Origin of the sequence: Collinsella aerofaciens (genome assembly GCF_040926185.1) — a bacterium.
Classification (GTDB): Bacteria; Actinomycetota; Coriobacteriia; order Coriobacteriales; family Coriobacteriaceae; genus Collinsella; species Collinsella aerofaciens_BC.
Window position 1 is genome coordinate 169,381 of record NZ_JBCOIQ010000003.1, and the last position, 14,301, is coordinate 183,681.

At 60.5% G+C, this 14,301-nt stretch carries 10 protein-coding genes and 3 tRNA genes; 6 read left to right on the forward strand and 7 right to left on the reverse strand.

Annotation, left to right across the window (positions count from 1 at the left end; all coding sequences use genetic code 11):
* Nucleotides 1–295: 295 nt before the first annotated feature.
* The gene (locus AB5750_RS02680; RefSeq protein WP_368154901.1) at nucleotides 296–1,108 is read right to left on the reverse strand and encodes a transposase; all 813 of its coding nucleotides are present in this window, start codon (nucleotides 1,106–1,108) and stop codon (nucleotides 296–298) included.
* Nucleotides 1,109–1,512: 404 nt separating this feature from the next.
* Here AB5750_RS02680 and AB5750_RS02685 point away from each other — a divergent pair, with 404 nt between their 5' ends.
* The 4 genes from AB5750_RS02685 to dinD all read left to right on the forward strand — a co-directional run bounded on the left by AB5750_RS02685 (nucleotide 1,513) and on the right by dinD (nucleotide 6,140).
* Entirely contained in the window at nucleotides 1,513–2,247 is a 735-nt protein-coding gene (locus tag AB5750_RS02685; RefSeq protein ID WP_006235554.1) for an iron-sulfur cluster assembly scaffold protein, read from the forward strand.
* A gap of 18 nt (nucleotides 2,248–2,265) precedes the next feature.
* Complete coding sequence (locus tag AB5750_RS02690) at nucleotides 2,266–3,270, forward strand: GGGtGRT protein (protein ID WP_006235553.1); 1,005 nt, start codon at nucleotides 2,266–2,268, stop codon at nucleotides 3,268–3,270.
* Between the two features lie 321 nt (nucleotides 3,271–3,591).
* Complete coding sequence (locus tag AB5750_RS02695) at nucleotides 3,592–5,118, forward strand: FAD-dependent oxidoreductase (RefSeq protein ID WP_368145378.1); 1,527 nt, start codon at nucleotides 3,592–3,594, stop codon at nucleotides 5,116–5,118.
* A gap of 161 nt (nucleotides 5,119–5,279) precedes the next feature.
* Complete coding sequence (gene dinD / locus AB5750_RS02700) at nucleotides 5,280–6,140, forward strand: DNA damage-inducible protein D (protein ID WP_195502660.1); 861 nt, start codon at nucleotides 5,280–5,282, stop codon at nucleotides 6,138–6,140.
* A gap of 264 nt (nucleotides 6,141–6,404) precedes the next feature.
* Here dinD and AB5750_RS02705 read toward each other — a convergent pair.
* The 3 genes from AB5750_RS02705 to AB5750_RS02715 all read right to left on the reverse strand — a co-directional run bounded on the left by AB5750_RS02705 (nucleotide 6,405) and on the right by AB5750_RS02715 (nucleotide 6,695).
* Nucleotides 6,405–6,477, reverse strand: a tRNA-Lys gene (locus tag AB5750_RS02705).
* Nucleotides 6,478–6,520: 43 nt separating this feature from the next.
* A tRNA-Lys gene (locus tag AB5750_RS02710) sits at nucleotides 6,521–6,596 on the reverse strand.
* Nucleotides 6,597–6,618: 22 nt separating this feature from the next.
* A tRNA-His gene (locus tag AB5750_RS02715) sits at nucleotides 6,619–6,695 on the reverse strand.
* A 166-nt stretch (nucleotides 6,696–6,861) separates the two neighbouring features.
* Between AB5750_RS02715 and AB5750_RS02720 the strand changes: the two genes are divergently transcribed.
* Nucleotides 6,862–8,043, forward strand: coding sequence for a pyridoxal phosphate-dependent aminotransferase (locus tag AB5750_RS02720; RefSeq protein WP_368145377.1), 1,182 nt, complete (start codon nucleotides 6,862–6,864; stop codon nucleotides 8,041–8,043).
* Nucleotides 8,044–8,184: 141 nt separating this feature from the next.
* Nucleotides 8,185–9,075 (forward strand): ROK family protein, encoded by an 891-nt coding sequence (locus tag AB5750_RS02725; protein WP_368145376.1) that lies wholly within the window; start codon nucleotides 8,185–8,187, stop codon nucleotides 9,073–9,075.
* A 114-nt stretch (nucleotides 9,076–9,189) separates the two neighbouring features.
* On the opposite strand, the gene AB5750_RS02730 is transcribed toward AB5750_RS02725, so the two are convergent.
* The 3 genes from AB5750_RS02730 to rho all read right to left on the reverse strand — a co-directional run bounded on the left by AB5750_RS02730 (nucleotide 9,190) and on the right by rho (nucleotide 13,910).
* The gene (locus tag AB5750_RS02730) at nucleotides 9,190–9,639 is read right to left on the reverse strand and encodes a VanZ family protein (protein ID WP_346978810.1); all 450 of its coding nucleotides are present in this window, start codon (nucleotides 9,637–9,639) and stop codon (nucleotides 9,190–9,192) included.
* Nucleotides 9,640–9,646: 7 nt separating this feature from the next.
* Nucleotides 9,647–11,047 carry a hypothetical protein gene (locus AB5750_RS02735; protein ID WP_368145375.1) on the reverse strand — a complete coding sequence of 467 codons (1,401 nt, stop codon included), beginning with the start codon at nucleotides 11,045–11,047 and terminating at the stop codon, nucleotides 9,647–9,649.
* A gap of 313 nt (nucleotides 11,048–11,360) precedes the next feature.
* Nucleotides 11,361–13,910 carry a transcription termination factor Rho gene (gene rho / locus AB5750_RS02740; protein WP_368145374.1) on the reverse strand — a complete coding sequence of 850 codons (2,550 nt, stop codon included), beginning with the start codon at nucleotides 13,908–13,910 and terminating at the stop codon, nucleotides 11,361–11,363.
* Between the last annotated feature and the right edge of the window lie 391 nt (nucleotides 13,911–14,301).

The following is a 14,301-nucleotide window of genomic DNA, read 5'->3' on the forward strand; positions in this document are numbered from 1 at the left end:
AGCATCGCGGTCTGACGGGACGCAGACACGTGCTTCGGGGGCGCAACGGCAGGGATCAATAGCTTCGGGGTCCGCATGTTGCAAGATTGCGTCGGTGCCGACAGCACCACGATGCTGAAAACTCCGTTTTTTGCACGGCGCAGACGGGGGTAGGCACGGGCAAACCCGGACTGAGCCGTTATTTTATGCAAGATGGCGATTGTTCTATGCATATTAAGAAGTGCAGTTACCTCACCAAGCTTTTGAACGCTGGTTGCGGCGTATGGACGACCCCAGCTGCGGTGAAAAGGCGACCTTACATCACGTTTCCGCCAGCCCGCATCGCCGTTCGCGCGCGGGCGCGCACGATACGAGAGACGGTACTTTTGCCAATCCCGGTATACCGCTCAATCTGGCGCACCGTAAAGCCGGCATTGTTCAATCCAACAATAACAGTATCGCGCTGCGCCGGCGGTGCAGTTTTAACCCCGTTGAGCGGAACCCCGAGACTCTTCGCCAACTTGCCGGCAAAGACATTGCGTTCCCACTCTGTCTCTTTCATATCGCACAGCGCTGGCTTGCTGCCGTCGGGCGTCGAAAGCGAATAGGCAATAAAGCCCTCGGCAGAACCAAAAAGCTCAAGCACGCAAGAAGGATCAGAAAATCCCCTCGCGACATCAGCCGCGTCACCGTCGTAAGCGCACAAATGCTCCGCAAAGCTACTCCAGGGATAACGCTCGATTAGGCTAACGCCCGCCTCCTGCGGATCGGCGTGTACGGAGCGAATAGCCTCCATCACCTGCCAGTCGGTATCGAGCGAGCGCCGGTCAAAACGGTTCTGGAACAGATGGCCTGTGCGCCTCGTGCGTTTATTGAACCGCCGCGCGTACGTCAAAAGCAGCCGGTGCATCGCCGCGCTCATCCTGTCCTCGTAATCTGCAAGCACCAAATGCACGTGATTGCCCATAAGGCACCAAGCGATAACCGTCACACCCTCCTCGCGGCAGCACTCGCGCATCAGCTCCAAAAACTCCCACCGGTCCTCATCGCCCTCAAAGATGAGCTGCTTGCCCGTACCGCGGGCACAGACATGGTAAAAGCCGGTAACCGTTCTCCAAACGCGCTGCATGGCGCTCCCTTCGCCGGGATCTGCTTGCCATCCAATACAGCACGATTGAAGCGTGCCATCAAAAACATTCACGCAAAACAATACACTCGCGCGGCCAAAGGCAGTAATCAGGCGGCGAACGGCATCGTTGCAACAGGTCAACCCCCGCAATGCTTACAAGAGCTGACCAATAGCTTGCCCAAGACGGACCCCCTCTACGGAAGTTCACGACCACAGAACATAGAGTTAAACCGTTTCAATTAAAACTTCCGGACTTCTCGCTACGAAAACTGAGCCGTTCGCCGAATATTCCGTGCATTTCGCGGTATTATAGGGGCTGCATGTCATGTCCCTTTCGAAGGGTCGCCCGGCAATCGCCAGCCACGGCCCCCAGACGGGACGCCAACACGATAGAGAGGAGAGGCATGCAGTACTCACAGGAAGTGGAGAACATGTGCCCCGTTGCCAAGGGTGCATACCACGGCCCCGCACCCATCCCCGAGGAGGGCAAGTGGGTCCAGGCTAAGGAGATTTCCGACATCTCCGGTCTTACGCACGGTGTGGGTTGGTGCGCACCTCAGCAGGGCGCCTGCAAGCTCACGCTGAACGTCAAGGACGGCATCATCGAGGAGGCCCTCGTTGAGACCATCGGCTGCTCGGGCATGACCCACTCTGCCGCCATGGCTTCCGAGATCCTTCCCGGTAAGACCATCCTCGAGGCCCTCAACACCGACCTCGTCTGCGACGCCATCAACGTTGCTATGCGCGAGATCTTCCTGCAGATCGTTTACGGCCGCAGCCAGACCGCGTTCTCCGAGGGCGGCCTGCCCGTGGGCGCCTCCCTCGACGACCTCGGCAAGGGCCTTCGCTCTCAGGTCGGCACCATGTTCGGCACCAAGGCCAAGGGCGCTCGTTACCTCGAGCTCGCTCAGGGCTACGTCACCCGCATGGCTCTCAACGACAAGAACGAGATCATCGCATTCGAGTTCCTGAACCTCGGCAAGTTCACCGACGCCGTCAAGGCCGGCAAGACCCCCGAGGAGGCCATCGCTGGCGCTATGGGCCACTATGGTCAGTGGGAGAACGCTGCCAAGTACATCGACCCGCGCACCGACGAGGAGACTCACTCCGTCGCCAGCGTGTTCCCGGTTCACGAGTAGAAAGGGAGGGAAATAACTATGACTGTTACGTTCGAAGGTTACGAGCGCCGCGCTGACAAGATCAACAAGTGCCTCGCCGACAACGGCATCGCCTCCCTCGAGGAAGCTCTGCAGATCTGCACCGACAAGGGCTTCAACCCGCGTGAGATCGTCAACAACACCCAGTCCATCGCCTTCCAGAACGCCGAGTGGGCCTACACCCTCGGCTGCGCTCTCGCTGTCAAGCGTGGCGCCAAGTCCGCTTCTGAGGCTGCCGCCATCATCGGCGAGGGCATCCAGGCCTTCACCGTTCCCGGCTCCGTCGCCGAGGACCGCAAGGTCGGTCTGGGCCACGGCAACCTGGGCGCTATGCTGCTCTCCGACGACACCGAGTGCTTCGCCTTCCTGGCAGGTCACGAGTCCTTCGCTGCCGCTGAGGGTGCTATCGGCCTGGCTCTGAACGCCAACAAGGCTCGCAAGAAGCCGCTGCGCGTCATCCTCAACGGTCTGGGCAAGGACGCTGCTCAGATCATCGCCCGCATCAACGGCTTCACCTACGTGAAGACCCAGTTCGACTACTTCACGGGCGAGCTCAAGGTCGTCGAGACCATCCCATACTCCGATGGTCCCCGCGCCGCCGTCAACTGCTACGGCGCCGACGACGTCCGCGAGGGCGTTGCCATCATGTGGCACGAGAACGTCGACATCTCGATCACCGGTAACTCCACCAACCCCACGCGCTTCCAGCACCCCGTCGCTGGCACCTACAAGAAGGAGCGCCTCGAGGCTGGCAAGAAGTACTTCTCCGTCGCTTCTGGTGGCGGCACTGGCCGTACCCTGCACCCGGACAACATGGGCGCCGGCCCTGCCTCTTACGGCATGACCGACACCATGGGCCGTATGCACTCCGACGCCCAGTTCGCCGGTTCTTCCTCCGTGCCTGCGCACGTCGACATGATGGGTCTCATCGGCATGGGCAACAACCCCATGGTTGGTGCCACCGTCGCCTGCGCTGTCGCCGTCGAGGAGGCCCTCAAGGCCTAATCGCGCCCGCGCGATGCTCATATAGTTGAGCTTTGGAGCCGCTACCTTTCGAGGTAGCGGCTCTTTTTGTTTGCCCCGTCTCAAATTGGTTACTCTTATTAAAGGGTCCGATGTATCAGTTGTGGTGAAATACGGACTGAATTGCATCCATACAGGCCAAAACAGTCCGTATTCCACCGCAACTTATCAAATGGGCCGACCGAAGTGGCCGAGTCCACCTGACGCCCACCTGCCATATTTGCCCTTTACCGATTTGCCGGGTCTTTGCGGCCCCATTGCCGATCACCCGTGCGACAATGCGCCGGACGAGAAAGGAATCCGATGGAATCGACTGATGTACTGGTAATTGGATCTGGCATTGCGGGCCTTTGTGCCGCCATCGAAGCGGCACGCACGGGCGCAACCGTCGCTGTGGCAAGCGCCGGCAAGACCATGAGTGGATCGAGCTTCTTCCCTGGAACCTGGGGCCTAGGGCTTATCGGACCCGTTAACGAAGACGACGAACAAGACCTCATCGACACCATCCAGACCGTCGGCGGCGGTGTCGCCGACCCCGAGCTTGTCCAGACGTTTGTCCACGGCATTCCCCAGGCAATTGAATGGCTCGAGCAAGACCTGGGCGTTGAGCTCAAGCGTCCGCAAAACGCTGAGAGCGCTCAGCAAAAGCAGTTTATCCCCTGCTTTGACCACAAGACGCGCATGTGGCGCGGCCTCACCCGCAAGCCCCTTGAGGACGCTCTGACAGCCCGGATCGAGTCGCTCGGCATTCGCCTGCTCCCCCGCCATGAGCTTATCGACCTTATTGAGGACACGAACGGCAGAATCACCGGAACCGTGCTCTACAACCTCACCGAAGATCGAATCGTGCCCTTTGCTACCAAAGCCACGATCATCGCAGCCGGTGGCACGGGTGGCCTGTTCGAGCGAAGCCTCACTTCCGCCGACGTGCTCAGCTCATCACAGGCCATCGCGCTGGCGCACGGCGCATCGCTTACTAATATAGAGTTCATGCAGATGATGCCCGGCCTCATCGAGCCCAAGCGAAACCTGGTCTTCAACGAGAAAACCTGGCGCTACGTACATGTAGACCAGCCGGCAGATATTGCCGACGACAAGCTGGACGACCTGCTCGAGCAGCGCTCTGGATATGGTCCCTTCACGTCACGCTTGGCCTCCCGCGCTATCGATCTCGTCATCGATCAGGCAGGTGTCGAAGGCCTGGCACTCCACTACGACTTCCCCCGCGAGGATGTCCCAGAGTTTGTGCAGACCTTTGCCACCTGGCTGCAAGACGAGCACGGCATCGCCCCGACTGACGAGATGCGCGTTGCGATGTATGCCCACGCCGCTAACGGCGGCATCAAGATCGATAAGACCGCGTACACGGGCGTTGAGGGTCTCTACGCTTGCGGCGAGGCGACAGGCGGCATGCACGGAGCCGACCGCATTGGTGGCTTGTCAAGCGCCAACGGCATCGTGTTCGGGCGCATCGCAGGCGCATCGGCAGCCCTTGCAGCGCAGAAAGAGCCTAAGACAGCCCTGAAGGCGGATATCGCCCTCCCCCAGCACGGCATTGCCACAACAGATGCCGAGCGCCTGACCCGCAGCCTTAAGCACACGATGAGTACCTATTGCATGATCAACCGCACCGAAACAGGCCTATCCGAAGCACTACACGAGCTTGAGGGCTTGAAGACGGAGGCAACGACCTTGAGCACACAGAAAGCCCAGGACAGCGAAATCGCTGCCCTCGCCCGCCTTCAGTCGCAGATTCAACTAGCACAGGAAATGGTCAAAGCCATGCGCAAGCGAACCGAAAGCCTCGGATCGCACTATCGAACGGACTAAACTGGACACCCATCTAAAGCAGAACACACCTAATCGATATCTATGGGCCCCGTGAGCTCGAGGTGGCACGGGGCCTATTCGTGTCCGCACGGCAGCGTATCCTAATTCTGAATACAGAGCGGGCAAAGCCCGCACAGACAATAGACCAGCGAGGAGGAGATATGGACAGTAGTGATATCGAGAAGTGGCGTGTCAAACTTGATAGCTACGCCAATGTGGAAGACGGCGTTGAGTATTGGCTCGCACGCGATTTAATGGAACCCATGGGGTACACTCGATGGGAGAACTTCGCCGAAGTTGTTAAGAGGGCAACAGTCTCATGCGAAACAAACAAAACTCCAGTTGATTCCCATTTTCGTGACACCACGAAAATGGTAACTGCCGGTGTCGCCGCTCGCGCGGTTAAAGACTACAAACTTACGCGCTATGCATGCTATTTAATCGCACAGAACGGAGATTCAAACAAGCCAGAGATCGCGCTCGCCCAGGCATACTTTGCCGTGCAGACGCGCCGCCAAGAGCTCATAGAGCAGCGCTTCGCAGAGATTCAGCGCTTGCAGGCGCGCCACTCGCTATCCGATTCAGAGAAACAGCTCTCGGGTATTGCGTTCAAACGCGGCGTGGACTCCAAAGGATTCGCGATCATCAAGTCGAAGGGCGATGAGGCGTTATTCGGCGGCAGAAGCACGGCGGAAATGAAGCAGCAGCTCGGCGTACCCAAGAGCGCGGCATTGGCGGACAGGTTAGCCGATGTCCTCATCAAAGCAAAGGACCTTACGAACTCGATGACGGCCTTCAACGCCGAGGAACACGACCTGTACGGCCTGGACCAGATCAAGCAAGAGCACGTCGAGAACAACACAAGCGTGCGTGGCAGCCTCATCGACCGCGGAATTGTCCCCGAGAACCTACCGCCTGCCGAGGATACAAAAAAGCTCGAGCGTCGCGTGAAGGCAGACGAGAAGAAACTCAAGGAGGGTACTGACGGTTTTACCGATCCCCAGGGTAGGCTCGATCTGTGAAAGCGGCTGTGCCCTTTCGGGTTCGACCCCATGCGAGGTCAACAAAAAAGCGACCAGCCGAAGCCAGTCTCTTTAACATGCTTTGGTGGGCCGTCAGGGGGTCAGCCTGCTGCGCAGGCGGCCGCTGCGGCGCCAAGGCGCCTTGCGCGCTACGCTGGTAAATGCTTACGTATTTCCTCAGCTCCGCGCCCTTACGGGTTCGACCCCATACGAGGTCAACAAAAAAGCGACCAGCCTGAGCCAGTCGCTTTAACAATCTTTGGGTGGGCCGTCAGGGGGTCGAACCCTGGACCTTGGGATTAAGAGTCCCCTGCTCTACCAACTGAGCTAACGACCCAAAGCTAAAGTCCGTTGTGGAGGACTTTAGAGGAGATATCGTGTGGTGGGCCGTCAGGGGGTCGAACCCTGGACCTTGGGATTAAGAGTCCCCTGCTCTACCAACTGAGCTAACGACCCGATATCAACACGAAGCAAGAACTGGGGTGGGTAAAGGGACTCGAACCCTCGACCTACGGGACCACAACCCGTCGCTCTAGCCAACTGAGCTACACCCACCGTGTCCTGTGCGCTTCGCGCTCGACTATTATTGCAAGGAACGCCACGCGATGCAAGCCCCAATTTTCAAGAATTTTGAAAAGAGTTTTTCGAGACCATTTCGAGCAAATCCCACCGGTTTCATAGGAGTAAACTTGCCCCACTGCAAATCCTCGAAAGGACCGTCATGAAAGAACTCTCCAACCGCACGGCAAGATTTACCGATTCGGTCATCCGCCGCATGACACGCATCTCCAATAAGTACGGCGCTGTCAATCTCTCGCAGGGCTTCCCTGACTTCAATCCCCCGGCGCAGCTGCTCGATAGCCTCAGCACCATCGCCGCCGATCCCAAGCCGCTCTATCACCAGTACTCCATCACCTGGGGCTCCCAGGCCATGCGCGAGGCGCTTGCCGCCAAACAGGAGCACTTTATGGGCATGCCGGTGAACCCCAACGAGAATATCGTAGTCACCTGCGGCTCCACCGAGGCCATGATGGCCGCCATGATGACGGTCACGAACCCCGGCGACAAGGTCGTCATCTTCTCGCCGTTCTACGAGAACTACGGCGCCGACACGATCCTTTCGGGTGCCGAGCCCATCTACGTGCCGCTCAACCCGCCCACATTCGACTTTGACCGCGAGACACTCGAGGCGGCCTTCCGCGACAACGACCCCAAGGCCATCGTCCTGTGCAACCCTTCCAACCCCTGCGGCAAGGTCTTTACGCGCGAGGAGCTCACCTTTATCGCCGACCTCTGCAAAAAGTACGACGCCTACTGCATTACCGACGAGGTATACGAGCACATCGTCTACGCGCCCCACGAGCACGTCTATATGGCCACGCTGCCCGGCATGTTCGAGCGAACCATCAGCTGTAGTTCGCTGTCTAAGACGTACTCCATCACCGGCTGGCGTCTTGGCTACACCATTGCCCCGGCCCAGATCACCGAGCGCATCAAGAAGGTCCACGACTTCCTCACCGTGGGTGCCGCCGCTCCCCTGCAGGAAGCTGTCGTCACCGCCCTCAACTTCGACGACAGCTATTACCAGGAGGTCCTCGACCTCTACACCGCCAAGCGCGACCTGTTCTGCCAGGGGCTCGATAGCATCGGTCTTGAGCACAACGTGCCGCAGGGCGCTTACTACGTCATGATGGACATCTCTGAGTTTGGCTATGACAGCGACCTCGAATTCTGCGAGGATCTCGCGTCCAAGGTGGGCGTGGGCGCCGTTCCCGGCTCGAGCTTCTTCCGCGAGCCCGTCAACCATCTGATTCGTTTCCACTTTGCCAAGCGGGACGAAACGCTTAACGCGGCACTGGAGAACCTCAAGTCGCTACGTGATAAAATCAAGCCGCGCGGGTAAGGACGGCCCGGCAACTAAAGCAACCAAAGAAGCCTCGCACCGCCCGCCACGTTGCGAGGCTTCTTTTTATAGCGCTTTCTTAAATGGTTTAGAGCCCTATACTTTAGTCACGGAGCAACTCGTCCCAGAGAGAGGAATACTATGGCAGAACAGCAGCTTATCGGAGCGCTCGAGGCCGGCGGCACCAAGATGGTCTGCGCCACGGGCTATGCAGACGGTACGGTCCTGGAGCGTGAGCAGATCGCGACCACGACCCCGCAGGAGACCGTTGAGGCCGTCAATGCATGGTTTGCCGACAAGGGCATCGCCGCGCTGGGCATCGGCGCCTTTGGCCCCACCGCAGTCAACCCTGCCTCGCCCCAATACGGCAAGATCCTGGAGACGCCCAAAACGGCATGGCGCTACTTTGACCTGCTGGGCACTATCCAAAACGAGCTCAATATCCCCTGCGGCTACGACACCGACGTCAACGTCGCCTGCCTGGGCGAGGTCACCTTTGGTTGCGCCCAGGGCCTCACTGACGTTGTGTATCTGACCATCGGCACCGGCGTGGGCGCCGGCGTGCTCTCGGGCGGTAAGCTCGTGCACGGCATGATGCATCCCGAGGCCGGCCACATCCTGGTCACGCGCGACCCGCGCGACACCATCGGCGAGCACAGCGGCTGCCCCTTCCACGACAACTGCCTCGAGGGCCTCATCGCAGGCCCCGGCGTTAAAAAGCGCTGGAATGGCAAGAGTGCCGGAGACATGGCCGATGACCCGGAGGCCATGGATCTGCTCGCGGGCTATCTGGCACAGGCGCTCATGACCTACACGCTGTGCTATGCCCCGCAGAAGATCATCATCGGCGGTGGCGTTGCCGATCACACCCCTATCGTGCCGCTCGCCCGCAAAAAGTGCGCCGAGATGCTCAACAGCTACATCGTCACGCCCGAGGTCAACGATATCGACACCTACATTGTCAACAACAGCCTCGAGGGCAAGCAGGGCATCATGGGCTGCCTGGCCCTGGGCGCACAGGCGCTTCAGTAGCAGACGCACCCACAGGGCGTGGCGCGCTCGGCAAATCCAACCTACGGAACGACGCCACCACGCCCCATATAAGCCCTCAAATAAAAAAGGCCGCCTAGGACCAAACAATACGTCCTAGGCGGCCTTTTTGGCACATATGAGCGATCGTAGTAGATATCGGAGCACAACGCCCGTTGCCGCTCCACAGCAGTCGATCATCACATCGGTGATCATGCCGGCGCGTCCCGGCACAAAGAGCTGAATCGTCTCGTCGATCGAAGGAATCAGCAGCAGGAACACCGCCGTGGGCAGCAGCACGTCAAAGGTGCGCCGGCCCTCAAAATCAAAGGCGTGCGTTGCCAAGATGCCGAGCACCATATACTCGGTAAAATGCGCGCACTTGCGAACAACAAAGTTGGTCACCCATTCATATGGAAGTCCCACGCCGTGCAGGAAACCGCGGATAGCTTCCATGACCGTTAGGCTCAGCGAGCCCGACCCCGAGCCGGGAACCAGCGAATTGCCCCAGATCAAGAGCGCCATCAGGCAGGTCACGACCGCCCATTTTCGATTGATCTTAACCATGCAGAAGTTATGCCTCCGCGCGGAGCGGCGCGAAGCTGGCGGTACCGCCCTCGATAACGCTCAGGTAGGCACGGCCCGTACGCTTGGCGGTAGAGGACTGCAGGCGCTCGATCTCCTCCTCGAGGATCTGATTGACGCGCTCGTGACGACGGTTTTCCATAATGCCGGCGGCAATAGCCTCGGCCCGCTCGATGCTCTCGCGCGAGATACGGGCAGTATCCTCGGGGAACACAGCGCTGTGACGGCCGACATAGGCGGGGGCAGCAGGCTGAGGGGCAGCGACGGGAGCGGGGGCTGCAACAGGAGCAGGCTCGTCAATCTCATCCAGAATCGCGGTGGCGGCGGCCCACATGTCCTCGTGGCCCGAGTAATCAGCCATGGGGACATCAACCTCGAGTGAGGCATCCGGAAGGTCGCCGGTGTCGATGCGATCTTGGGCATCAATCGATGCGGTGATGGCTGCAGGCTCATCGAGGTCATCGAAATCGATATCCGCGGCACCGGAGATGATAGGCATGCTGGCGAGGTTTACATTGTACGGCGCAGCCTCAGCCGCCTGCTGCTGGGCAGGAGCGCCCCACAGCGAGCTTTCGGCGGCACGGCGGGCGGCAACGGCCTCCTCGTCCGCAGTCATGGCTTCATCAACGTACGAATTGTCGGCAGAAGCGTTCGCGTCCGCCGAGGTAGCGCTGTAGGCGTTATTGGCTGCCGCGTTGGCGACGAGTGCCACGAAAGCCGCCGTGCTGCCCGCAGGGGCGGCCTGGGAGCCAGACACGGCGCGTGCCGCGGCGGCGATGTCGTCGCGATTGAAGGAGCCGGTCTGCCCGCCGTTGGTGAGCTCGTCGATGGCGACTTGATAGACGTCGCGCGAGTGTGCAGGGTCGCAGCTCACCGGCGAATCGTCGTCAAGCATACTGTCGATCATGGACCAAGCCTCGTCCTCGTCCATAGCATCTGCGGCTCGAGCGATGGTAGGGACACCATCATCGGCATGACGGCGCTGGAACGCACCAGTCAGGCCGGAAAGGAATGCCGAGGTAGACTGCTCCGCCTGAGCCTGAGAATCAGAAGCCGCAGCGTAAGGAGTCGCATCCTGCTGCTGAGCTGAAATCGAGGCGGTCTTGAACTCGCTTTGATGCTGATTGAGATTGGCGGCACCGCCCATGGCATCGGGCTGGAACAGACGCTCTTCACGCTGCGCACGATACTCGGAGATACCCAGCGAGGCGGCATAGATGCCCACGCCCGCCACCGCGCCCACGGCGAAGGGAACCGCACCCGCCACGACCGTCTCGTTCACCGACGAAAACGGCAGCGTCGCGGCATACATAACCACGGGAGCGGCAAGGCCGATCCCGCACGAAAGTCCGGCAAGGACTGCTCGTTGTGTTGCATCAGAAGAAGCCATGAGCTCTCCCCATCTTCCAGCACCCAAATCGCATCATTCAGTTGGCTGCGCGAGAGAAGATGAAGCGGGGCTATGCCCCAAAGCAACGGTATATGGTTCGTTTCATCTGCGTTTTCCGTCGCGAAGCTTAAAAGCTATTATGCGAAACCGCCCTGTCGATTGCAAGCGACGATGTCGGATTGAAACGGGAAACCTGCTGCTCGTCGGTCTTACGGTCAAAAATAAGCGCGGAGCGACGCTATGGAAAAGGGCCGAGGCTCAAAGCCCCGACCCTTTATCGCATTGATGACTATCGCTGCGCGTGGATGACAACCTAGAACGTCTGCTCGTAGTCGCTGTGTTTTTTGGCCGAACGCACCAGGAACTCCTGGTTGGTGTTGGTGCCCTTAAGACCCTTGATAAACGATGCGGCCGCGCGCTCGGTGTTGTTCATGCCTGCAAGAATGCGACGCAGACCAAAGACAAACGGACGCATCTGCTCGTCGACCAACAGGTCCTCGTTACGCGTACCGGAGGCAACGGGGTCGATAGCCGGGAAGATGCGGCGGTCGGCCAGGTCGCGGTCGAGCTTAAGCTCCATGTTGCCGGTGCCCTTGAACTCCTCGAAAATGACCTCGTCCATCTTGGAACCGGTGTCGATGAGGGCAGAGGCCAGGATGGTGAGCGAGCCGCCGTTCTCGATATTGCGGGCTGCACCCAGGAAGCGCTTGGGCGGATACAGTGCCGCCGAATCGACGCCGCCCGAAAGGATGCGGCCCGAGGCAGGCGCCGCCAAGTTGTAGGCGCGGGCGAGGCGCGTGATGGAGTCGAGCACCACCACGACGTCGCCACCCAGCTCTACGATGCGCTTGGCGCGCTCGATGACGAGCTCTGCCACGCGGGTGTGGTTGTCGGCAGGCATATCGAAGGTCGACGCCACAACCTCACCCTTGATGGAACGCTGCATATCGGTGACCTCTTCGGGGCGCTCGTCGACGAGCAGGCAGATGAGGTGCACCTCGGGGTTGTTAATCGAGATAGACTGGCAGATCTTCTTGAGGATCGTGGTCTTGCCGGCCTTGGGCGGGGACACGATCAGGCCGCGCTGGCCCTTGCCGATCGGTGACACGATGTCGATGGCGCGACCGGTAATAGAGTCCTTGCCGTGCTCCATGCGCAGCGGCTCGTTGGGATAGACCGGGGTGAGGTCGCCGAACTTGGGACGGTTGCGAATCTGCTCGGGGTCCAGACCGTTGACGGTCGTGATTTTGGCGAGGCCGGCGCGCTTGTCGCCGCCGCGCGAAGGACGCAGCGAGCCCTCGATGACGTCGCCCGTGCGCAGGCGCGCGGAGCGGATGAGGTAGGCGGGCACGAAGGCGTCGTCGTTGGACTTCATGTAGCCATGGGCGTGGATGATGCCGGAGCTGTCCGGGCGAATCTGCAGAATGCCCTTGATGTCGCGGAAGCCCTCGGCCTTCGCAGCGGTGACGTAGATTTCCTCGACGAGCTCGGCCTTCTTCTTGCCGGTCGTCTCGATCTCGAACTCCTTGGCCTTCTCGCGCAGCTCGGCGACCTTCATGGCCGCGAGCTCCTCGCGCGAAAGCGTGGGCTCGGTGGGGGCGGCGTTGCGCTCCTTGTTGCGCTGTTTGCGATCGCGCTGGCGGTTGCGACGGTCGTTGTTGCGGTCGTCCTTGCGCTCGTTGCGCTCGTCGTTGCGCTTGTGCTGGCGGCGGTTGGGGCGAGCGCCGTCTTCGGCCTCGGCGGGCGCGGCGCCATCGGTTGCGGCGGCGCCGGCATTGGCCGCAGCGACGTCATTGGCCTCGGCGCCGGAATCAATCTGCGCTTCGGCATCAGCCTGCTGCTCGGACGCCTTGGCCTTAGCGGACTTCTTACGACCGCGCTTGGGCTTCTCGGAAGCAGACTGTTCGACGTCTTGGGGCTCGGCGGCATCAGTCGATGCATCGGCGGTCGTCTCGGCGGAATCCTCGGACGCACCCTTCTTGGCAGCCTTGGCCTTGGACGTGCGCTTAGCAGCAGTGCGACGGCTGCGACCGGGACGGACATCGGCGGGCTCGGCATCGGCGGGAGCGGCCTCGGAAGTCGTAGCATCCTGGACGGGTGCATCGGCAGCGGTTGCAGACTCGGCGGTCGCCGCAGCATCCCGAGCGGCGGCGGCTGCGCCTGCGGCCTTCTCTGCCTCGACGAAGGCCTTGGGCTTGCGACCGCGACGGTGCGGGCGCAAAGCCGGATCGACAACGGGAACTTCGTTGGCCTCGACAGGCGCAGCGGGCTCAACAGGCGATGTGCGCTCCCCTGCCGCGGAACGGACCGAAGCCTCAGTGAGCTCGGGGGCTACCTGTTCCGCAACCTGCTCGGCCTTAGCAGCCGTGCGGCGGCGTGTGCGCGGTGCCGGCTTCTCGGTCGGCAGGTCGGCGGCAGGGGTCTCGGTGGCGTCAGGCGTCTCGGGCACAGACGGAGCTGCAAGCTCGGTCAGAGCCGCGGCCTCGCGCTCGGCAGCACGACGGCGGGCGCGCACCACCTGAGCCTCGCTAATCTGCGCCAACGCACGTGCCTGCGCGACCTCATCGGAAATCGGCGCCGAGGAGTCAGCTGCAACGGTGCGCTTGGCGCGCGTCGTGCGCGTGGTACGGCGCTTGGGCTTGGTGACCTCCTCGCCGTCAGCGGCAGGCTTGGCCGTGCGGCGCGTGAGCTTGGGCTTTGCCGGAGCAGCCTCCTCACCAGTTGCAGGCGCAGGCGTCGAAGCAGCCTTAGGCGTCTCAGGAGCCGAGGCTTGCGCGGGCGCCGCGACCTGGTCCGACGCAACCGGTGCAGCGGGAGCGGCCTGCGTCGTCGTTATTTCGTTTTCTTGCTGTTGATCAGACACAGTGTTTGCTCAACTTTCTTTTCAAGCCCTGTGATCACATGCTCCCTGCATAAACCTTCAGGGCGGCTAAACAGTCTAGTTCCGTTCGAAACGACGGACATCATTAATCTGTATCGAGATGATTGCGTCAACTACGCAGCGTTAGTGTAACACAACCGCCGCCACCTGCAACTTAGTCATTGGGGACGTTCTTAAACGACCAGTCAAAAGGTACACTCTTTGATTTACCGCCCACAAATCTGACCGCCTCCGCCAAAACTATGGCGGTTTACTACGATGAATCGCTCAACCGCGACTACTCCGAAACCGGTTGAACTAAAACCGACGCTCCTATAAGTTGTCAATAGGCAGTTTGCGGGAGCGCTCCCTTCAATTCGCACAGGAGCTCGTA

Coding starts and splice junctions, on each gene's coding strand:
- AB5750_RS02695 (WP_368145378.1), top strand. CDS start 3,592: ATGGAATCGACTGATGTACTGGTAATTGGATCTGGCATTGCGGGCCTT.
- AB5750_RS02725 (WP_368145376.1), top strand. CDS start 8,185: ATGGCAGAACAGCAGCTTATCGGAGCGCTCGAGGCCGGCGGCACCAAG.
- AB5750_RS02690 (WP_006235553.1), top strand. CDS start 2,266: ATGACTGTTACGTTCGAAGGTTACGAGCGCCGCGCTGACAAGATCAAC.
- AB5750_RS02720 (WP_368145377.1), top strand. CDS start 6,862: ATGAAAGAACTCTCCAACCGCACGGCAAGATTTACCGATTCGGTCATC.
- AB5750_RS02685 (WP_006235554.1), top strand. CDS start 1,513: ATGCAGTACTCACAGGAAGTGGAGAACATGTGCCCCGTTGCCAAGGGT.
- AB5750_RS02735 (WP_368145375.1), bottom strand. CDS start 11,047: ATGGCTTCTTCTGATGCAACACAACGAGCAGTCCTTGCCGGACTTTCG.
- dinD (WP_195502660.1), top strand. CDS start 5,280: ATGGACAGTAGTGATATCGAGAAGTGGCGTGTCAAACTTGATAGCTAC.
- AB5750_RS02730 (WP_346978810.1), bottom strand. CDS start 9,639: ATGGTTAAGATCAATCGAAAATGGGCGGTCGTGACCTGCCTGATGGCG.
- AB5750_RS02680 (WP_368154901.1), bottom strand. CDS start 1,108: ATGCAGCGCGTTTGGAGAACGGTTACCGGCTTTTACCATGTCTGTGCC.